The sequence below is a fragment of the Pseudomonas sp. H3_D04 genome (assembly GCF_054669175.1).
Genome location: NZ_CP162801.1, coordinates 3,765,621 through 3,785,299, shown reverse-complemented (window position 1 = coordinate 3,785,299; position 19,679 = coordinate 3,765,621). Strand labels below are relative to the sequence as shown.

The window sequence follows — 19,679 nt, the reverse complement described above, 5'->3', positions numbered from 1 at the left end:
ACTGACGTTAAACCCCGCTCAACCCCTTGATCACCCGATCCACATTCCCTTCAAGCTCAGCCACCGGATCCGCCGCGTCGACACTCAACACCACCAGCCGACTGCCTGCCTCTGCAATCACCGCTTTCACCGCATCAGACGGCTGGCGATGATGCAACACCACCGCCACGTCATTGTCCTTCAGCGTCGCGCCCAATTGCTTGAGTGCTTCAGGTGTCCACTCGGCGTCCGGCCGTGCATCGAGGCCGATCAGCTCCAGGTTCAACCCGCCGATCAAGTAGCCGAAGTGATCGCTCAGGCTCATTACAGTGAGGTTATCGGCACTGGCCAATTGCGCTTCGCTGTCCGCGCTGAGCTTGAGCAAGCGCTGTTTCAGTGCCGCCAGGTTAGCCTCGATCGCAGGCTTGGCCTCGGGCGCCAGGCGCACCAGGTCCGCCGCCATCACATCCGCCATCCGCCCCATGTTGTTGCTGGAAAGCCACGGCTGGCTGTTCAAGCCGTCGACCTTATTGCCCGGCTGCACGGCGATGCCGGGCAGGGCGCCGTCCACCGGGCGGGCGGCGTCAACTTCAACGATACGAATGTTGCTGCGCCGGGCAATCGGGTACAGCGGATCGTCTGCCCACAGTGAGCGCAGACCGATCACCGCATCGGCGTCGGTCGCCAGTCTGGCCAGCGCCGGAGCGCCACGACCGGTGAAGTACGCGGTCTGACGGCTGCCCGGCAGGTTCGCCGGCGCAGCACGCTCAAGGTTGACGTCGGTGCCCTTGAGCAAGACCTCACCCAGCCCGTAAGTGATCGGCAAGGAGGCCAGCACGCGCAGGGGTTTTGTGTCCGCTGCAAAGGGGGTAGTGACCAGCCCGCACAGGGCGACGGCCAGGGTCAGTTGACGCAGAGAAAAAGACATTTATCCGATATTCCCTTTCAGGCTTGGGACAACGCCACGGGCGATGGCGGCGAGGGCGAAGGCGATACCGGCGACCAGAATGATCGCGGCACCGGACGGAATGGGCAGGTCGAAGACGATCGGCGCGAGGATCCCGCACAGCGTGCTGACCGTGGCGATCAGCACCGAGCACCAGAAGAAACCCTTCAGCGACTGGCTGAGCAAGCGTGCCGCTGCGGCGGGAATCACCAGCAGCGCACCGACCAGAATCGCGCCGATGACTTTCACTGCGGCCACGGTGATCAGGGTCACCAGAATCACAAACAGATAATCCAGGGTCTTCACCGCCACACCACGAACCGCCGCCAGCTGCGGGTTGAAACTGGCCAGCATGATGCGGTTGTACAGCGGCAAGGCCAGCGCCATGACCAGCGAACCGACGATGGCCAGCACCAGCAGATCGTTACCGTTGACCGTCAGCACCGAACCGAACAGCACGTTTTCGAGGATGTGCACGTTGATCTTGCCCGCCAGGATCAGCAGCAGGCTCGCGCCCAGGGCCAACGACACCGAGAGGAACACACCGATCAACGTATCCGGCGCCAGCCCGGTGCGGTTGCGCAGGTAGTTGAGCAGGATGCCGAACAGCAGGCAGTAACCGAACAGGCTGCCGTAAGGCCCGGTGTAAGGTTCGCCGAGCAGGATGCCGACGGCCACGCCGGTCAATGCCGCGTGACCCACCGCTTCGGAGAAAAACGCGAAGCGCTTGACCACCACCAGCGTGCCCAGGCCGCCCAGCACCGGGCCGATCAGCAAACCGGCGAGCAGGGCGTTGACCACAAAACCATAGGCCAGCGCTTCAGGCAGATAACCCGAAGACGCCCAACCCTGCACCATCAAGCGAAAGGCTTCATAACTCATCAGGCAGCGCTCCGTGGATGGGTCGAGAACAGGGTCAGCAGGCGTTCCGGGGTCAGCGCCTGTTTAGGCGTGGCATCGAACAGCACCCGGCGATTGAGTCCGGTCACCCGGTCGGCCAGACGCCCGACGGCTTCCAGATCATGCTCGATCCATAACACGGTGATGCCGCTCTGGCGCCAGTCGCCGAGCAATCGCTCGAACACTTGGATACCGGCCTCATCGAGGGCCGACATCGGCTCGTCGAGCACCAGCAACTGCGGCGCCGGGATCAACCCTTGAGCGAGCAACACGCGCTGACGCTCCCCACCGGACAACGCGCCCATGCGCCGCTTGCGCTTGTCCTGCAGGCCGACCCGTTCCAGCGCTTCACCAATCGCGGCTGCGTAATGCTTGCTCACACCGAGGAACGCCGGACGACGCTGACACATCGCAGCCATGAAATCGTCGACGGTCATGGGCAGGCCGCGGTCGAATTCCAGCGCCTGAGGCACATAACCGATGGTCCCGGGTGTGCCCGGCCATTGCAGGCTCAAGCGACCTTGATGTGGCATCTGTCCGAGCAGAGTCTTGATCAGCGAGCTCTTGCCGCCACCGTTCGGGCCGACCAGCGCATGCACGCTGCCGGGCTGGACCTGGAAGGTCACGTTGTCGAGGATCGTCGTGCGCCCCAGCGTCAAACTGACCTGCGCAAAATCCAGCGTCGGCCCCGAAACCTGTGGGAGTGACGGCGCGACGATTTGACCTGCTCGCGATTGTGGTGGGTCATTTAGCGATGATGTCGAATGACTGGACACCTTCGCGGGCGTGGTCGCTCCCACAGCCACAGGCGACTCGCTGATGGTTTCTTTCGCCGTCATTTCCCCGACTCCTGAATCGCCCGAACCACGGTGTCGAGGTTGCCGGTCATTTCCTTTTCGTACTTGTCGGCGGTGTATTCGCCATAGGAAATGTGCGACAGCGGGTACAGCTTCACCCCGGACTCACGCTGGATGGTGTCGACGTAGCTGGACGGGAAATCCATCTCGGAGAAGATCACCTTCACGTCCAGTTCCCGCAGTTGATCGATGGTCTTTTTCAGCTGGCTTGGGCTCGGCTCGATGCCGTGGGCCGGCTCGACCACGGCGGTCACTTCGAGGCCGAATTCGCGCAGCAGGTAGTCATAAGCCGCGTGCACCGTGGCCACTCGCAGTTCGGCGTTCGGTGCCTGGGTCAGTTTCGCCAGGGCGTCGGCGCGCATTTGCCGCAGGCGCTTGCCGTAGGCGCGGGCGTTCTGGGTGTAGGCCTTGGCATTGGCCGGGTCGAGCTTGCCCAGTTCCCGGGCAATGTTGTTGACCTGGGCAATGGAGGCGCTGATCGACAGGAAGGTGTGCGGGTTCACCACCTTGCCGGCCCCGCGTGCGGCGGTGCCAGTGGCCGCCAGCAGCGGCACGTTTTCGTTGGCTTCGATCACCGGGACGTTCGGCGTTTCGCTGGCGGCGATCATGCGGTCGGCGAAGTCGTCATGACCGACGCCATTGAGCACGACCACGTCGAGCCCGCTGATGCGCTTGATGTCTTCGGCGCGGGGCTCATAGGCGTGCGGGTTGAAACCGGCCGGAATCAGCGGCACCACTTCGGCCTTGTCACCGACGATGTTGGCCACGTAGCTGTAATAAGGGTGCAGGGTAATGCCGATGCGCAGGCGCTTGGCATCCTCGGCGCTGGCCAGTGGCGTCAGCAATAAGGCAAGCAGGCCGACCAGCAGCGGGCGCAGGAATGAGCGTTGAGATGAAATAGGCATGGGAAAGCGGTCTTCTCTCGGGTGAAGGCGAGGGTTCAGTGCCGGTGCTGGCGGGTCACGCCGGCATCGAATTGCGCGACGATCTGCTGCCAGCCGGCGCTTTCGAGCGCGGTGTCAGTGAGATCGGTCGGGGCCGCGAGGGCTTTGTCGCGATTGAGCCAGACGTCAGGGGCATCGTCGCCAGCAGTCAGGCGCATCAGAAACGAACCGGCCACGGCGGGCGTCTGGCTTTGACCGAAATAGGCCTTGGCGTCGAGCAGCTGCCAGGCATGGCCGCCACGGCTGACGGAACTGGCGTCCTGGGCAAATGGTGCAAAGCCTTCATCGGCAAGCGTTGCGGGCGTCGGCAGCGCTTGCTGTTCCTGACGCAGCAGATGAATCTCGTCCAGCGTCACCCGCAGGTCGGCATAGATGCCTTGCTCGGATGCGCTCAGATCGCGACGGGCATCCAGCTGATGGCTGCCTACGCTGCTGACTTCCTGAGGCTCATGGCGCCAGGCGACCACCGAACCGGCTACCGCCAGGATCATCAGGCACAACAGCAACACATACAGGGTTTCATGGCCGGCACCGGCCGGGCGGACGACGTGCGTGGTAGGCGTACTCATGGCGTTTCGATGTCCGCTTGGTCGATCTCGACGACGTGGCCGGGGCCTGCGTCGAACAGCACGTAGAATTCGGCACCGGGCTTCTTGAAAGTCAGGGTCGAATCGGCGCCGAGCTTGCCCGGTACCAGGATGGTTTCGTCGTAGCCGATCACATCCAGCGTCACCCCCGGTGCGCCGCTGCCGTCGGAGAAACCGCCCGTGCATTTGATTTGTTCGGCGTCGATGGCTTTGCATTCGCACATCGGGTTGTGGGCCAGGGCGCTGGCGCTGAACCCGGCGCAGAGCACCAGTAAAACCGCGTTTAGAGAACGTAGCATCATGGTTTGCCTCCTTGTTTGTTCAGCCACGCGAGGGTGGCGGGGGATGCCTGGCTCAGGGGGATCGACGCTTGATGCATCGCGCCGTCCCAGCCTTCCATGGTGATCCACAGTTCGGCGTCGGCTTTGGTCTTTTCGGGGATCGGCAGCATCGCGCCCATGCGGTACGGCGTGCCGAAGAAAATCACCCCGGCGGCGCGCAGGCTGCGGGGTTTGCCGATGCGCAGATACGTCGCCTTGACCTGGTCGCGGCAGCTGTCGCACAGCGCCGCGTTGAAGCTCTTCATGTGGCCGGCCGGGCCATCGAGGGTCGGGGCTTCGTTGCGCAACTCGGCGAGGCGCAGGCTCCAGGGCCCGACCAGTACTTCACCGATTTCCCGCTCACCCAGGCCGGTGTCGCCGCGAAACAGCGCCGCGTCGGCAAAGTATTTGGGCATGAACCCCAGCGGCACCAGCAGCAGCAGAACGTTGATGTGGAAGCGCCACTTGTGCCAGAAGCGGCTCAGTGTCGAGGCTGGTTTTTCAGCGGTGAACAGGCTCATTGGCTGACCTCCGTGGTTTCGCGGCGATCGACAGCGGCGGTGCGAGGACGTTTGTCTTTGCGCTTGAGGGCGTTGGCCGTGGCCAGGGCGGTGCGCTTGGTCCAGATCAGCAGGCCGCTAAGGACCATCATGCTCAGGATCAAACCGAAGAAGAACCAGATCAGCTTGATCCAGAGGCCGCCGAAATCACCGGTGTGCAGCGGCCGCATGGATTCGGTCACCAGCTCCAGGCCGGATCGGTCGGACAGCAGGCGGGTGGCGGCGATATCGCCGGTGTACGGGTTGATCTCGGCAGTCTGGAACATCAACGGATACCAACTGCGACCGCCCACCGTGAGGTAGCTATAGGCGTTGGCGGGCAGGCTGACGAAGCTGTCTTCCAGACCCGGGATGCGTTCCTTGGCCTGGGCAATCGCGGCTTCCAGGCTGATCATCGGCGCTGGCGAGCCATCGGTGCTCACCGGCACGCTCTCACGCGGAACCACCAAGGCCACCGGCGCGGTGGAGATCGACACCTGGTTATCGAACATGAACGCCTGGATGAGGAACCAGGTGCTGGTGATGGAAATCACCGCGATGAACCAGATCGACCAGATGCCGCTCAGGCGGTGAAAGTCGCCCCAGAAAATCCGCGCGCCATGACGGATGCGTAACGTCGGCCTAAAGAAGCCTTTCCAGAAGCGCTTGTAGACCACCAGCCCGGTCACCAAAGACGCCAGCAAAGGCAGGCTCAGGAACGACACCAGGTACCAGCCCCAGCTGTAACCGTTGGTGAACGGCACCAGCCACCAGCCATGCAATGCACGGGTGAAGGCCTGGAAATTGAATGGCGGGGCGGCGCCCTGAATCACGCCGCTGTACGGGTTGACGTAAACCTTCACCGAGCGCCCGTCGGGGTAGCTGACATCGACATCGAGCGCGAAGTGCGACTCGTCGGGCCGGCTGATGGCCTCGACCAGGGTGTTCGGTTCCGCCTTCTTGATGGCGTCGACGATCTGGTCATAACTGAGCAGCGGTGCGTCGTCGGTGGGTTGGCTGGCGCGCATCTGCGGGTTGGCCAGCCAGACAATTTCCTGACTGACCACCGCCAGTGTGCCGGTGACACAGACGATCAGTACGAAAAACCAGATCGGCAAGGCCAGCCAGCTATGGACCAGAAACCAGAGTTTGGAGCGGGATTTCTTCGACATGATTAAAGGTCTTGTATCGATGGGAAGGCCTCTGCTGCGGGCTTCCCAGCGATGAGGTCCATGAAAAGTCGTCCGTGGCTTTTGCCTACGCGGACTGACTGCATCTATATAGGACGGATGAGGAACGGAAATCCCGAACGACAATGTGAAAGAAAATGTTTCGCGTTCCGGTCGGCGCGTAGACAACCCCTGTAGGAGCGAGCCTGCTCGCGATAGCGGTCGTTCAGCCCGCTTCAACGTGACTGGCACACCGCTATCGCGAGCAGGCTCACTCCTACAGGGGGGGAACCGATCCAACACGAACCATGGTTCACGGGATCACTGTCCGGCCATTGATGGCGATGTCCTACTCCCTAAGATGGAGCTCAGACGCCTTTCACCCGCGAGCCTGAGCGAGCCTTTCCATGCCTCCAGCAAGAACTCTCTACGACAAACACATCGATTCCCACACGGTGTGTCGCCTCGATGACCAGGGTCACGTCCTGTTGTACATCGATCGCCAGGTCATCAACGAATACACCAGCCCCCAAGCGTTCAGCGGGTTGCGCGAGGCCGGACGCGGGGTCTGGCGGGCCGGCACCGCGCTGGCGGTGGTCGATCACGTCAACCCCACAGCCCCAGTGCGCATCGCCGCGATGCCGGACCCCGGCGGCGCGCGACAGGTGTCGTACCTGGCGGAAAACTGTCGTGATTTCGGCATCGAACTGCTCGACATCCTCAACAAACGCCAAGGCATCGAACACGTCATTGCGCCGGAGCAGGGTTTCATTCTGCCGGGCATGGTCATCGCGGCGGGCGACAGCCACACCACAACCTATGGCGCCCTCGGTGCGTTTGGTTTCGGCATCGGCACCTCGGAAATCGAGCACCTGCTGGCGTCTCAGACGCTGGTCTACAAACGCCTGAAAAGCATGCGCGTGACGGTGGAGGGGGCGCTGGCGCCGGGGCTGACGTCCAAGGATGTGATCATGGCGCTGATCGGCCAGATCGGCGCCTCGGGTGCCACCGGCTACGCCATCGAGTTTCGCGGTTCGACCATCGATGCCTTGAGCGTCGAAGCACGCATGACCATCTGCAACATGGCCGTCGAGGCCGGGGCGCGGGGGGCGTTCATGGCCCCGGACGAGAAAGTCTTCGCCTACCTCAAGGGCAAACCCCGCGCACCCAAAGGCGTGTTGTGGGAGCAAGCGGTGGAGAAGTGGCGCGCCTTGCACAGCGATGCGGGCGCGCACTTCGACCGTGAAGTCCAGGTGGACGCCAGCGCTCTGGAACCAATGGTGACGTGGGGCACCAGTCCGGATCAGGCTTCCCCGATCGGCGCGTGCGTGCCAGACCCGCAAGACATCAGCGACCTGATCCTGCGTCAGGACATGCGCCGCGCCCTGAATTACATGGGCCTCGAAGCCGGGATGCCGCTGAGCGACATCGTCATCAGCCACGCCTTTATCGGCTCCTGCACCAACGCGCGCATCGAAGACCTGCGCGACGCCGCCAGCGTGGTGCGTGGCAAACATGTCGCCGGGCACGTGCGGGCGATGATCGTGCCGGGGTCCACCGAAGTGCGCAATCAGGCGGAGGCCGAAGGCCTGGCGGCGATCTTTATCGAGGCCGGGTTCGAGTGGCGCCAGTCCGGGTGCTCGATGTGCCTGGCGATGAACGACGACGTGCTGGCGCCGGGCGACCGCTGCGCCTCCAGCACCAACCGAAATTTCGAAGGCCGTCAGGGCGCGGGCTCGCGCACGCACCTGATGAGCCCGGCCATGGTCGCCGCCGCGGCGATCACCGGCCGCCTCACCGACATCCGTCACTTTGGAGACCGCGCATGAGCCTGCAACCCTTCACCCAGGTCACCGGCCAGGCGGCGCCGATGCTCGCCGCCAATATCGACACCGACGTGATCATGCCCAAGCAGTTTCTCAAGGGCATCGACCGCGCCGGGCTGGATCGCGGTTTGTTTTTTGACCTGCGATTTCTGCCCGACGGTTCACCAAACCCTGAGTTCGTGCTGAACCAACCGGCGTGGCAAGGCGCACGCTTCATGGTGGTCGGGCCGAACTTTGGCTGTGGGTCGAGCCGCGAACATGCGGTCTGGGGCTTGCGGCAGATGGGGATTCGGGCGTTGATCGGCAGTAGCTTTGCCGGGATTTTCTATGACAACTGCCAGCGAAATGGAGTGTTGCTGATCACCCTTGAGGAGGCCGTATCGCAGCGGCTTGGGCACGTGGTCAGTCAGCCGGACAGCGCGCTCATCAACGTTGATCTCGAGGCACAGGAAATTCGCCTCCACGACGGTAAAGTCATCTCGTTCGAGATCGACACCCTGCGCAAAACCGCACTGCTGCTGGGTCTCGACGCCATCGGCAGCACCCTGCAGCGCAGCGAGCAAATCAAAGCCTTCGAACGTAATCACCTGGCTGCCAACCCCTGGCTGAGCTGAAATCGCCTTCGTGGGCAAGCCTCTCTTCTTTAGGTTCTGCGCAATCCTTGTAGGAGCGAGGCTTGCCCGCGAAAGGGCCCGCCCTGACACAACCAATCAAACCGACAACCCCTTGAAATGCTCCTGCAAAAACTCCACACACGCCCGCAGCTTCCCCGAGTACGCCAGCCGCGTCGGGTACACCGCCCAGACGTTGGCGCTCTGACTGTATTCGGGCAGCAACTGCACCAGCCGCCCCTGATCCAGCAGCGGTTTCACGTCCCACAATGACCGCAGCACCACACCGCGCCCGTCCAGTGCCCACTGCAAGACAATCTCGCCGTTGTTGGATGACAGCGGGCCGCTGACCCGCACGCTTTCTTGAACCCCGTTGCGTTCCAGGTTCCAGATGCCGAACGCGTTGTCGCGCTCCTTGATCACCAGGCAATGATGCTGCTCCAGTTCATTTAAGGTCTGCGGCATGCCCTGCCGTTGCAGGTAACCGGGCGCCGCGCAGACAACCCGTCGATTGCTCACCAACTGCCGACCGATGTGCTGGCCGGGAATGTCGTCGCCGACACGGATCTCAAGATCGAAGCCTTCATTGACGATGTCCACCACCCGGTCGAACAGGTCGAGGCGAATCTCCAGCTCCGGATAACGCTCGGCCAGCAACGAAACGGCTGGCGCCACGTGATGACGGCCGAAACCGAAACTGCTGCACAGATGCAGGCGCCCGCGAGGGCTGTCGTGGGCGTCGGAGAGTTCGTCGTGCAGTTGCTGGAAGTCATCGAGAATGCGCAACGCCCAGCGCTGGACCCGTTCACCGTCCTCGGTCAGGGCGATGCGGCGACTGGTGCGATGGAGCAGGCGGGTGCCGAGGGTGGTTTCGAGAATCTGGATGCGCTTGCTGACATAGGCGGGCGACAGGCCCAGCTCATCGGCCGCGGCGGCGAAACCGCTCTTGCGGATCACGGTGAGGAGTACACGCAGGTCTTCGGGTAGGGGCACGTTGTCTTTCTTGGTGGTCATGGCAGAACGAACACTGGCGGCATGAGCCGCCAGCATAGCAGCGGGACTCAGCGATCAGCGCAGGAAACCCAGCACTTCGGCGAGCAGCAGTTCGGGGACTTCTTCAGCGATGTAATGGCCGGCGGGCAAGGCTTTGCCACGCACGTCGGTCGCCACGTGTTGCCATTCCTTGAGTGGCTCGAAACAGCGCCCGACCGTGCCTTCTGTACCCCATAGCACCAGTAACGGCAGGTGCAGATATTTACCTGCCTGGATATCGGCGCGGTCATGTTCCAGATCGATGCTGGCGCTGGCGCGGTAGTCCTCGCAGATGCCGCGCGCGGTGCCCTGCAGTTGCAGGCAGCGCAGGTATTCGCCGAAGGCATCGGCGGTGAACGGCTTGAGCCCGGCGCTGCGACTGCCCATCACGCTGCGCAGATAGGCGTCGGGGTCGGCTTCGATCAGGGTTTCCGGCAGCGGGGCCGGACGGATCAGGAAGAACCAGTGCCAGTAGGCGCGGGCAAAGGCTTCGTTGGTTTGCGCGTACATCGACAGGGTGGGAGCGATGTCCAGCAGCACCATGCGTTGCACGGCAGCGGGATGATCCAGCGCCAGGCGATGGGCCACGCGAGCGCCACGGTCATGGGCCAGCACCGAGAACTGCTCGAAGCCCAGGGTCTTCATCAGCTCGACGCTGTCCTTGGCCATTTCTCGTTTGGAGTAGTGGGTGTGGTGGTCGCTGGCCGGTGGTTTGCTGCTGTCACCGTAACCGCGCAAGTCGGCGGCGATCACGGTGAAGTGCTCGGCCAGTTGCTCGGCAACCTTGTGCCAGATGACGTGGGTCTGCGGGTGACCGTGCAGCAACAGCAGGCCAGGTCCGCTGCCGCCGATGCGGTAGGCAATGTCCACACCGTTGACGTGGCGCTGGTCTTTCAGGAATCCGGCGAACATGAGGCGAGTCCTTGTTGTAGTGGTCTGCATCCTGAAAGTGTTGCGCCGTCAGGGCAAGGCGTGAAACGTGGTGCGCTTGTTCATGAAGTGTGTTCGAGGGATCTGTGGTGTCAGGGATGCCGCCTCCGCGGGCAAGCCTCGCTCCTAAGGGGGATTGTTTTGTTCGCAAATATCCGGAACCACACCCCCCCTGTAGGAGCGAGGCTTGCCCGCGAAGAGGCACGCTCAGACGTTGAAGGATTCAACCCTGCTGAAACATCTTCTTGGCCCGCTGCTCGATCTGCTCCTGAGTCAAATCCTCCTTGCGCGTGGCCAGGAACCACAAATGCCCATAGGGATCTTTCAACGTCCCTGAACGGTCGCCATAAAACTGATCCTTGACCTCGGACACCACCGTTCCACCCGCCGCGATCGCCTGTTTATAGGACTTGTCCACATCGGTCACATACAAATGCAGCCCCACGGACGGCGATGTGTCGGGATTGCTTAACGGCCCTTGATCGCACGGCGTACCGAGCATGATCGGGCAATCGCCAATCCTCAGCTCGGCGTGGCCAATCCCGCCATCAGGCATGGACAGACGCATGACTTCCGTGGCGCCAAAAGCCTTCTTGTAGAACTCGATGGCTTCGGCCGCTTTTTGAATGCCCAGATAAGGCGTGATGCTGTGGTAACCCTCTGGAATGGGTTTGACGCTCATGACGGTTCTCCCTTGTTGTTGTGAATTGAAGGTGTTCCTTCGCCGATTTCCGGTCGGATAACTATAGGTCAGCGCTTTTTGCGCCACTGAGTGCCCGACGAGCAGCAGCGCCACTGTTTGCAGAAACGGGCCAAGGCGTTGAGTTCCGATGAGTTTCGGCAGTTCATCCTGACCCGCTGCAAAGCACTTCGCGGGCAAGCCTCGCTCCTACAGGTTTTGTGTCGTTCGCCAGTAACACGCAATCCTGTAGGAGCGAGGCTTGCCCGCGAAGGCCACGCCGCTATTTCGGATCTGCCCCAGATTCCAACAGTTGCGCCCCCGGCCCCTGTTCCCCCAGCACATCGCCAAAGTTACGCAACGGACACGCCTCCATCGACAGACACCCGCAGCCGATACAGCCATTGAGCTTGTCCCGCAGCAAGGTCAATTGACTGATCCGCTCATCCAGATCCCGACTCCACTGCGCCGACATCACCTTCCAGTCCGCCGCCGTCGGCGCTCGGTTATCCGGCAAGGCTTTCAGTGCCTCGCCAATCTCCGCCAACGGAATTCCCAGGCGCTGCGCGACTTTGATCAACGCCACCCGCCGCAGCACTTCCCGCGGATAACGCCGCTGGTTGCCCTGATTGCGATTGCTTTTGATCAACCCCTTGGACTCGTAAAAGTGCAGGGCCGTGACCGCCACGCCGCTGCGCGCGGCCAATTGGCCGACAGTGAGTTCCTTGTGCAGATGTTCCGGGGTGATCATTTGAAAAATGCCTCTTGACCTCTAGTTAAGTCGAGGTTTTACCCTGCACGCCTTCGGATCGCAAGGTCCGGCTTACACGTCAGTGGGGACTCTTCATGCAAGCGCCAGAGAAAAATCGCAGCTTCACCCAGTTGATCGAATTCGAGATCGAACCCCATCAGCAACCCGCGTTGGTGTCGGCCTTGTCAAAGCAGACCGAGCGCCTGGCCCAAGGCTACAGCGGGTTTTTGAGTGCGAGCATCCAGGCCAGCGACGACGGTCGGCGGGTGCTCAACTACCTGCAATGGCAAACTCGCGAGGCGGGGGAAGCCGCGTTTCAGAGCTTTGAAAGCGGCGAGCAGGATTTCTGGCAGCTGATTCGCGCGCATCAGGCGAAAACCGTGACGTTCGGCTCGTTCCAGGTGTTGCACAGTCTGGAACGTAGCCAAGACAACGCGCTGCACTGCAATCTGGTGAGTTAAATCGACAATCGCATCAGGCGCTCGCCTTGCACGTTTTCCGTGGGCCGGCGCTTGTTCACCGCCCGTTCGCCGATCTTGATCAGTCGTGTGCGCGTGACGTTGCGGCTCAAGCCCAGCAGGGCAGCGGTTTGCACCTGGTTGTAATGGCTGAGGCGATACGCTGCGCGCAACAACGTGGTTTGATGGTTAAACGGTATTAGCCAAATTCGATAGCCACTATCGAGAGCGTTGATTTCTGCCCTTCGAAGGGGGCGGGTAGCCTGTGTTCATTGCCCCGAACCCAGATGCCAGGACGCCACCCATGAAACCTCTAATCGCCACTTTCCTGCTGCTCGCGGTCTCCGTTCTTGCCGGATGTGCCAGCCATGTTTCGCCCGAATTGCGACCCTATACCGCTGAAGAAACTCGGGAACTGGCGCTGGAGGACTTGAATCGTCGCGGTTTGTCCTTCGACGAGTACCATGCGAAAAAAGCCGAATTGCTCGGCCTGCCGCAAAAACCGGTCGGTTTCGACAAACATGGCGAGATGAACGCTGAACGTGCTGTACAGCTTCACGGTCGTCCAAGCTGATCTCAAACTGTACCGTTCGAAGTTTCACGTAACTGTCCGTGGGTTTCCCCGGGGGCGTGCGATAGGGTCAACACCTGACTGACCCTGATTGGACTGCCGCTCATGACGCTCTCGCTCGATCTGCTGCTGGGCTTCGCCCTGTTTGCCCTCGTCACCTCGATTACCCCTGGTCCGAACAACACCATGTTGCTGGCATCGGGCGTGAACTTCGGCTTTCACCGCACCATTCCGCACATGCTGGGCATCACGTGTGGTTTCTTTGTGCTCGTCCTCGCGGTCGGTTTCGGGCTGGGTGCCGTGTTTCAAACCTACCCGTTGCTCTATACGGTTCTGCGTTATGTGGGCGCGGCGTACTTGCTGTATCTGGCGTGGAAAATCGCCCATTCCGGTCCGGTCTCCGAGAGTGAAAAGGGCGACAGCAAACCCATCAGCTATCTCGGAGCGGCGGCGTTTCAGTGGGTCAATCCCAAGGCGTGGATCATGGCCATCGGTGCCATCAGCACCTACACGCCGATGCAGGGGTACTTCACCAATGTGATCGTGATTGCTGCGGTCTTTGCCTTGATCAATTTGCCGAGCGTCGGCGTCTGGGCCGGTTGCGGCACCTTGTTGCGCAATGTGTTGAAGGATCGTCGCTGGTTGCGACTGTTCAACTGGGGCATGGCCCTGCTGTTGGTGGCTTCGCTGTATCCGTTGTTGCTCGAGAGCTTTAGCTGACACATCGCTTCAACCGGTTGGCCGATGCCTGTTAAGCTCGACTTCAGGAGCGTTCCTACGCACTTTTAAATGAAGTTGTCCTTCTTTAACGGCCTCCGATCAGGTATTTCTAACGCACTGAACGGTCAGCGCAGCTCACGAGGCTGCGCTTTGATGTTTCAGTGACGAGCCTCCTGATCCCGGAACATGCTCTGCGAGTCTTCTATGAATAAACGTCCTCTGTATTTTGACTACGCCGCCACCACGCCGGTGGATGAGCGGGTCATCAAGGTCATGGTCGAGTGTCTGGGTTTCAACGGAAACTTTGGCAACCCGGCGTCCAGCTCCCATGCCTTCGGCCAGCAGGCCCGGCAAACGGTCGAGCAGGCGCGGCGTCAGGTCGCCGAGCTGGTCGGCGCTCAGGCGGACCAGATCGTCTGGACCTCCGGCGCCACCGAATCGAACAACCTTGCCCTCAAGGGCGTGGCCCAGGCCCGCGGGGTTTCCGGCGGACACATCATTACCAGCCAGATCGAACACAAGGCAATCCTCGACACGGCGAAGCAGTTGCAGGACACAGGCGTTGCCGTGACGTATCTGGTGCCTGACGCCGAGGGCCTGATTACCCCGCAAGCGGTCAGCGAGGCGATGCGCGAAGACACCTTTCTGGTGTCGCTGATGCTGGTCAACAATGAACTGGGCACCGTCAATGACATTGCAGCCATCGGCCAGGTGGTGCGTGATCGTGATGCGCTGTTCCATGTCGACGCCGCCCAGGGCGCGGGCAAAGTGGCAATCGATCTTGCCCGCTTGCCGGTGGACCTGATGTCGTTTTCGGCGCACAAGATCTACGGCCCTAAAGGCATCGGCGCCCTGTACGTCGGCCCGCGCGCGCACCAGCGTTTGCTGGCGCAGATTCACGGTGGCGGTCACGAGGGCGGTTTGCGTTCCGGCACCTTGGCGACTCATCAGATCGCTGCGATGGGTGTGGCCTTCGCCTTGGCGGCGGCCGCATTCGACGAGGAAAAAGCCACGATCGTGCGGCTCCGCGAACGCTTGCTCGAGCAACTGCTGAGCATCCCCGGCGTGCGGCTCAATGGCAGCCCGACCCAACGCATTCCTCATACCCTGAGCCTGACCTTCAACGAAGGCGAGTTCAATTCTGCGGCGCTGAGCAGCTCGATCGCGTTTTCTGCGACCTCGGCCTGTAACTCCGCCAGCAATGCCCCGTCCCATGTGCTGCTGGCCCTGGGGCATGACGCCCGCTCGGCGGGTCGCACGATTCGCTTGAGCCTCGGCCGGTTCACCACCGAACAGGATGTCGACCAAGCGGCACAACTGATTAAAGCGGCCTGCGCCAGTGCTCCGGCATTCTGGCAATAAGGCCTGAAAGTGTCGGCACTGATCGGCACTCAACAATAATGATGAAGTGATTAGCAGGAGACATGATGAGTACGCAGCCTTCGATCAATGGATCGGTGCCCCAACGTTTGGCGCAAACCCGCGAGCTGATGAGCCGGGAGGGCATACATGCCCTGCTGGTGCCGTCGGCCGATCCGCACTTGTCGGAATACCTGCCAGGCTATTGGCAAGGGCGGCAGTGGTTGTCGGGCTTTCATGGCTCGGTCGGCACACTGATCGTGACCCCGGACTTTGCCGGCGTCTGGGCCGACAGCCGTTACTGGGAACAAGCGAGCAAGGAACTCAAGGGCAGCGGCATTGAACTGGTCAAGCTGCAGCCGGGCCAGCCTGGCCCACTGGACTGGTTGGCCAAGCAAACCCCTGAAGGCGGTGTCGTCGCGGTAGATGGCGCGGTGATGGCCGTGGCGTCGGCGCGGACGCTGGGCGGCAAACTTGAAGAACGCGGCGCACGTCTGCGCACTGACATCGACCTGTTGAGCGAAGTCTGGAGCGACCGCCCGACGCTGCCGAATGAGCCGATCTACCAGCACTTGCCACCGCAGGCGACGGTCAGTCGGGGTGAAAAGCTCGCGAAATTGCGTGAGGTGTTGAAAGATCGTGGTGCTGACTGGCACTTCATTGCCACCCTGGATGACATCGCCTGGCTGTTCAATCTGCGTGGCGGCGACGTGTCGTTCAACCCGGTATTCGTGTCCTTCGCGCTGATCAGTCAAGAGCAGGCCACTCTGTTCGTGGCCCTGAGCAAGGTCGATGCCGAGCTGCGTGCGGTCCTGGAACAAGACGGCGTGATCCTGCGCGATTACAGCGAAGTGGCCGACGCCTTGCGCGCCGTGCCGAGCGGCGCGAGCTTGCAAGTCGATCCGGCGCGCGTGACGGCCGGTTTGCTGGATAACCTGAACAGCGGCGTGAAACTGGTCGAAGGTCTGAACCCGACCACGTTGGCCAAATCACAGAAAAGCCTGGCCGATGCCGGGCACATTCGTCAGGCCATGGAGCAAGACGGCGCGGCGCTGTGCGAGTTCTTCACCTGGCTGGACTCGGCGTTGGGTCGTGAGCGCATCACCGAACTGACCATCGACGAACACCTGACGGCCGCGCGTACCCGACGTCCGGGTTATGTGTCGCTGAGTTTCAACACCATTGCCGCGTTCAACGCCAATGGCGCGATGCCGCACTACCACGCCACCGAAGAAGAGCACGCGGTGATCGAAGGCGACGGTCTGTTGCTGATCGACTCCGGCGGCCAATACCTGGGCGGTACCACCGACATCACGCGGATGGTGCCGGTCGGTACGCCGACGGATGAGCAGAAACGCGATTGCACGCGGGTGCTCAAGGGCGTCATCGCGCTGTCCCGTGCGCAATTCCCTCGTGGCATTCTCTCGCCTTTGCTCGACTCGATTGCCCGCGCGCCGATCTGGGCTGAAAGTGTTGATTATGGACACGGCACCGGTCACGGCGTCGGCTACTTCCTCAATGTGCACGAAGGCCCGCAGGTCATTGCCTATCAGGCCGCCGCAGCACCGCAAACCGCGATGCAGCCGGGCATGATTACCTCCATCGAACCGGGCACCTACCGACCGGGCCGTTGGGGTGTACGGATCGAAAACCTGGTGTTGAACACCGAGGCGGGCAAGAGCGAATTCGGTGAGTTCCTGAAATTCGAAACCCTGACCCTGTGCCCGATTGACACTCGCTGTCTGGAACCGTCGCTGCTGACTGACGACGAAAAGCAGTGGTTCAACGCCTACCACGCCGAGGTGCGCCAGCGCTTGAGCCCGTTGCTCGAAGGCGCAGCCCTTGAGTGGTTGAACACCCGGACTGCAGCTATTTGACCGGTTGGAGTTCAGGCGCTGTTTCGAGCGCCTGACTCATGTAGTCGACAAAGGCTTTGACCCTGGCGGATTGGCGACGATTCGCCGGGGACACGGCATGAATCGGCAGCGACTGCGCGGTGTAGTCCTGCAAAATCGCAGTCACTCGCCCGGCGTTCAGATCCTCACTGAACAACCACACCGGCGACAAAGCAATTCCCAATCCTCCCAGCACCATCTCGCGGATCGCCTCTGAGTTGTTGCTTTTTGCATTGCCCTTGATCCGCACCTCATGATGCTGGGCTCCGCTTTCGTAAACCCATAGGTTCTGACTGTTCAGCAGGTTGAATTGCAGGCAATTGTGTCCGCGCAGTTCTTCTGGTGTTTGCGGCTGGCCGTGTTGCTTGAGGTAGCCTGGCGCAGCGACGGTCACTCGGTGGGTGGTGCCTATGCGGCGGGCGATCAGACCGCTGTCGATCAATTCGCCGATTCTGAACGTGACGTCGAGGCCTTCGCTGACCAGGTCCTGATTCTGGTCACTGAGTTGCAGGTCAATCTGTACCTGGGGGTGTTGTTTCAGAAACTCAGGAAGCCGCGGTGCAATCTGCAATCGCCCGAAACTGACCGAGGAACCGATCTTCAGGTTGCCGGCAACGGTTCCGCGTCCTGAATGAAAACTGTGTTCCGCCGCGTCCACGGCCGCGAGGATTTGTCGGCACTCGCTGTAGTACCGCTGACCTTCGTCAGTCAGCGAGAGTTGACGCGTGCTGCGGGATATCAGCTTCCCGCCCAGTTCAGTTTCCAGCGCCCTTAGCACTTTGCTGATGGTTGGCTGGCTGGTCTGCATCTCCCTGGCAACGGCAGAAAAGCTGCCGCGCTCGACGACCCGGACGAAGATGGCCATTGCATTGAGTTTGTCCATGGGGTTTCTCATTGATGCCAAATGGGCATGGTCACTATAGCGATACAGCGTCTTATCGGCATGAGTGAGTGGGAGGAAGATCGTCCTACCGCCACCTCTGACAGGAATTTGCGAAATGACTGACTCACTTCAAATGCGTGCTCTGATTGTTGATGTGGCCAACGGGCCGTTACGCTTGGTTTCCATCCCGCGACCTGTGCCAGGGCCGGGTCAGGTGTTGGTCAGGATCAAAGCCAGTGGAGTGAATTCGCTGGATGGAAAAATTCGTTCGGGTCAGGCGGCTCATGCGCGTCAGCCCTTGCCAGCGGTGCTGGGCATGGATCTGGCCGGGACGATTGAGGCGTTAGGCGAGGGCGTAAGTGGATGGCTGCCGGGTGATGAGGTCTACGCGATGGCGACCGGAATCGGCGGTGCGCAAGGTTCGCTTGCGCAGTTCGCGGTGGTTGATGCGCGTCTGCTGGCGCACAAACCGGGCAATCTGAGTATGCGTGAGACCGCCGGGTTGCCCCTGGTGTTGATTACCGCATGGGAAGGATTGGTAGACCGGGCTCGAGTGCGTGCCGGTCAGAAGGTGCTGATCCATGGCGGTGCCGGGGGTGTCGGGCACGTGGCGGTGCAAATAGCCCGGGCTTTCGGTGCTGAAGTATTCGCCACGGGCTCTGCGGGTCAGCAGGCAATCATCGAAAGCTTCGGTGCGACGTTTATCGACTACCGCAAGTCTTCGGTTGAGGACTATGTGGCGGAGCACACGGGGGGAGAGGGGTTCGATATTGTCTATGACACGGTGGGCGGTGAAACGCTGGATGCTTCCTTCAAGGCCGCTCGGGTCTACGAGGGGCATGTGGTGAGCTGTCTCGGATGGGGGCAGCACAGTCTGGCACCGTTGTCGTTTCGGGCCGCGACTTACTCCGGAGTGTTTACCTTGTTGCCTTTATTGACTGGCAAGGGCGGCGAGCACCACGGACAGATCCTTCGGGACGCCGCGAAGTTGATTGAGGCCGGTAAGCTGAAGCCGTTGCTTGACCCGCGGCAGTTCACATTGCAAACCGCCGAGGCCGCCCATGAACTGCTCGCTGGTGGAGCGGCTCAAGGTCGTTTGGTCATCGAGATTTAACGCAGGGCCTCAAGGACGAAGTCCAGTCGATCCTGACCGAAGAACATCTGATCGCCGATAAACATGCACGGTGCGCCGAATACACCGCGCTGGACCGCTTGCTCGGTGTTGTCCTTGAGAGCGGCTTTGACGTCCTCATCGGCGGTAAGGGCCAGTACTTCGTTTGGATCGAAACCATTTCGCGTCAGCACGGCTGCAACAGTCGCCGGATCATCGAGGCTGCGTCCCTCGACCCAGAGTGCGTGGAACAGACAATCGATAAACGCGTGGAAGCGTTCGGGATGACGTAATTGCATACCGGTGACGGCGCGCATCAGCATCAGGGTATTGATAGGGAAGTGCGGGTTGAACTTCAGTGGCACGCCGTATCGTTTGGCGTAGCGGTCCAGGTCCTGAAACATGTACCGGCCTTTGGCCGGAATGGTTGCCGGTGAAGCGTTGCCCGTGGCTTTGAAGACCCCGCCCAGCAGCATGGGTTTGTAAACCAGTTGGCTGTCGGTCTGCTCGCAGATCTTCGGTAATTGGGTATACGCCAGATAGGTGGCGGGGCTGCCTAAATCGAAAAAGAACTCCACGGTTTTGCTCATGGTCGGTGCGCTCTGCTTATTG

The 19,679-nt window shown here is 61.3% G+C and carries 22 protein-coding genes and 1 pseudogene; 8 read left to right on the top strand and 15 right to left on the bottom strand.

What is annotated here, in order from left to right:
* Positions 1-7 precede the first annotated feature (7 nt).
* Genes AB4N91_RS17395 through AB4N91_RS17360 form a run of 8 tightly spaced genes read right to left on the bottom strand, consistent with a single transcriptional unit; the run spans position 8 to position 6,244 of the window.
* Positions 8-907 (bottom strand): metal ABC transporter substrate-binding protein, encoded by a 900-nt coding sequence (locus tag AB4N91_RS17395; protein ID WP_460111342.1) that lies wholly within the window; start codon positions 905-907, stop codon positions 8-10.
* The gene (locus AB4N91_RS17390) at positions 908-1,807 is read right to left on the bottom strand and encodes a metal ABC transporter permease (RefSeq protein WP_010461179.1); all 900 of its coding nucleotides are present in this window, start codon (positions 1,805-1,807) and stop codon (positions 908-910) included.
* Positions 1,807-2,664, bottom strand: coding sequence for a metal ABC transporter ATP-binding protein (locus tag AB4N91_RS17385; protein WP_460111339.1), 858 nt, complete (start codon positions 2,662-2,664; stop codon positions 1,807-1,809). Before AB4N91_RS17385 ends, AB4N91_RS17390 begins: the two co-directional genes overlap by 1 nt.
* The gene (locus tag AB4N91_RS17380) at positions 2,661-3,587 is read right to left on the bottom strand and encodes a metal ABC transporter substrate-binding protein (protein ID WP_200668001.1); all 927 of its coding nucleotides are present in this window, start codon (positions 3,585-3,587) and stop codon (positions 2,661-2,663) included. The genes AB4N91_RS17385 and AB4N91_RS17380 overlap by 4 nt, the downstream gene beginning before the upstream one ends.
* 35 nt (positions 3,588-3,622) lie before the next feature.
* Positions 3,623-4,195, bottom strand: a complete 573-nt coding sequence (locus AB4N91_RS17375; RefSeq protein ID WP_010461172.1) for a DUF6162 family protein — start codon at positions 4,193-4,195, stop codon at positions 3,623-3,625.
* Complete coding sequence (locus AB4N91_RS17370; RefSeq protein WP_427700429.1) at positions 4,192-4,515, bottom strand: hypothetical protein; 324 nt, start codon at positions 4,513-4,515, stop codon at positions 4,192-4,194. The genes AB4N91_RS17375 and AB4N91_RS17370 overlap by 4 nt, the downstream gene beginning before the upstream one ends.
* Positions 4,512-5,054 (bottom strand): thiamine pyrophosphate-binding protein, encoded by a 543-nt coding sequence (locus AB4N91_RS17365; protein WP_460111336.1) that lies wholly within the window; start codon positions 5,052-5,054, stop codon positions 4,512-4,514. The genes AB4N91_RS17370 and AB4N91_RS17365 overlap by 4 nt, the downstream gene beginning before the upstream one ends.
* Positions 5,051-6,244, bottom strand: coding sequence for a PepSY-associated TM helix domain-containing protein (locus tag AB4N91_RS17360; RefSeq protein ID WP_460111333.1), 1,194 nt, complete (start codon positions 6,242-6,244; stop codon positions 5,051-5,053). Before AB4N91_RS17360 ends, AB4N91_RS17365 begins: the two co-directional genes overlap by 4 nt.
* 404 nt (positions 6,245-6,648) lie before the next feature.
* Here AB4N91_RS17360 and leuC point away from each other — a divergent pair, with 404 nt between their 5' ends.
* Together leuC and leuD are read left to right on the top strand one after the other, a co-directional pair.
* The gene (leuC, locus tag AB4N91_RS17355; RefSeq protein ID WP_427700428.1) at positions 6,649-8,070 is read left to right on the top strand and encodes a 3-isopropylmalate dehydratase large subunit; all 1,422 of its coding nucleotides are present in this window, start codon (positions 6,649-6,651) and stop codon (positions 8,068-8,070) included.
* Complete coding sequence (leuD, locus tag AB4N91_RS17350; protein ID WP_102594889.1) at positions 8,067-8,681, top strand: 3-isopropylmalate dehydratase small subunit; 615 nt, start codon at positions 8,067-8,069, stop codon at positions 8,679-8,681. The genes leuC and leuD overlap by 4 nt, the downstream gene beginning before the upstream one ends.
* A gap of 96 nt (positions 8,682-8,777) precedes the next feature.
* Here leuD and AB4N91_RS17345 read toward each other — a convergent pair whose 3' ends face one another.
* The 4 genes from AB4N91_RS17345 to soxR form a co-directional block, all read right to left on the bottom strand.
* The gene (locus AB4N91_RS17345) at positions 8,778-9,728 is read right to left on the bottom strand and encodes a LysR substrate-binding domain-containing protein (protein ID WP_077747879.1); all 951 of its coding nucleotides are present in this window, start codon (positions 9,726-9,728) and stop codon (positions 8,778-8,780) included.
* Between the two features lie 18 nt (positions 9,729-9,746).
* Positions 9,747-10,622 carry an alpha/beta fold hydrolase gene (locus AB4N91_RS17340; RefSeq protein ID WP_427700427.1) on the bottom strand — a complete coding sequence of 292 codons (876 nt, stop codon included), beginning with the start codon at positions 10,620-10,622 and terminating at the stop codon, positions 9,747-9,749.
* A gap of 241 nt (positions 10,623-10,863) precedes the next feature.
* The gene (locus AB4N91_RS17335) at positions 10,864-11,322 is read right to left on the bottom strand and encodes a VOC family protein (RefSeq protein ID WP_311099035.1); all 459 of its coding nucleotides are present in this window, start codon (positions 11,320-11,322) and stop codon (positions 10,864-10,866) included.
* Positions 11,323-11,602: 280 nt separating this feature from the next.
* Positions 11,603-12,070: a redox-sensitive transcriptional activator SoxR gene (soxR, locus tag AB4N91_RS17330; protein WP_010461153.1), complete on the bottom strand. Its 468-nt coding sequence runs from the start codon at positions 12,068-12,070 to the stop codon at positions 11,603-11,605.
* Positions 12,071-12,165: 95 nt separating this feature from the next.
* Between soxR and AB4N91_RS17325 the strand changes: the two genes are divergently transcribed.
* Complete coding sequence (locus AB4N91_RS17325; RefSeq protein WP_010461151.1) at positions 12,166-12,531, top strand: antibiotic biosynthesis monooxygenase; 366 nt, start codon at positions 12,166-12,168, stop codon at positions 12,529-12,531.
* Here the strand turns inward: AB4N91_RS17325 and AB4N91_RS17320 are convergent.
* A pseudogene (locus AB4N91_RS17320) lies at positions 12,528-12,713 on the bottom strand (sigma-54-dependent Fis family transcriptional regulator); the annotation flags it as partial. The gene AB4N91_RS17325 and the pseudogene AB4N91_RS17320 overlap by 4 nt on opposite strands.
* Before the next feature lie 119 nt (positions 12,714-12,832).
* On the opposite strand from AB4N91_RS17320, the gene AB4N91_RS17315 reads away from it, so the two are divergent.
* From AB4N91_RS17315 to AB4N91_RS17300, 4 genes are all read left to right on the top strand, one after another.
* Positions 12,833-13,102, top strand: a complete 270-nt coding sequence (locus AB4N91_RS17315) for a hypothetical protein (RefSeq protein WP_010461147.1) — start codon at positions 12,833-12,835, stop codon at positions 13,100-13,102.
* Positions 13,103-13,204: 102 nt separating this feature from the next.
* Entirely contained in the window at positions 13,205-13,819 is a 615-nt protein-coding gene (locus AB4N91_RS17310; RefSeq protein WP_077747875.1) for a LysE family translocator, read from the top strand.
* Between the two features lie 204 nt (positions 13,820-14,023).
* Entirely contained in the window at positions 14,024-15,181 is a 1,158-nt protein-coding gene (locus tag AB4N91_RS17305; RefSeq protein WP_010461142.1) for a cysteine desulfurase family protein, read from the top strand.
* Between the two features lie 65 nt (positions 15,182-15,246).
* Positions 15,247-17,055, top strand: coding sequence for an aminopeptidase P family protein (locus AB4N91_RS17300; protein ID WP_460111326.1), 1,809 nt, complete (start codon positions 15,247-15,249; stop codon positions 17,053-17,055).
* On the opposite strand, the gene AB4N91_RS17295 is transcribed toward AB4N91_RS17300, so the two are convergent.
* A complete protein-coding gene (locus AB4N91_RS17295; protein WP_411960626.1) occupies positions 17,048-17,956 on the bottom strand; it encodes a LysR family transcriptional regulator in 909 nt (302 codons plus the stop codon). The genes AB4N91_RS17300 and AB4N91_RS17295 overlap by 8 nt on opposite strands.
* Positions 17,957-18,071: 115 nt before the next feature.
* Between AB4N91_RS17295 and AB4N91_RS17290 the strand changes: the two genes are divergently transcribed.
* Positions 18,072-19,070 (top strand): zinc-dependent alcohol dehydrogenase family protein, encoded by a 999-nt coding sequence (locus AB4N91_RS17290; protein WP_460111322.1) that lies wholly within the window; start codon positions 18,072-18,074, stop codon positions 19,068-19,070.
* Here the strand turns inward: AB4N91_RS17290 and AB4N91_RS17285 are convergent.
* Positions 19,067-19,657, bottom strand: a complete 591-nt coding sequence (locus AB4N91_RS17285) for a 2-hydroxychromene-2-carboxylate isomerase (RefSeq protein ID WP_010461134.1) — start codon at positions 19,655-19,657, stop codon at positions 19,067-19,069. The two genes, AB4N91_RS17290 and AB4N91_RS17285, sit on opposite strands and share 4 nt — an antisense overlap.
* Between the last annotated feature and the right edge of the window lie 22 nt (positions 19,658-19,679).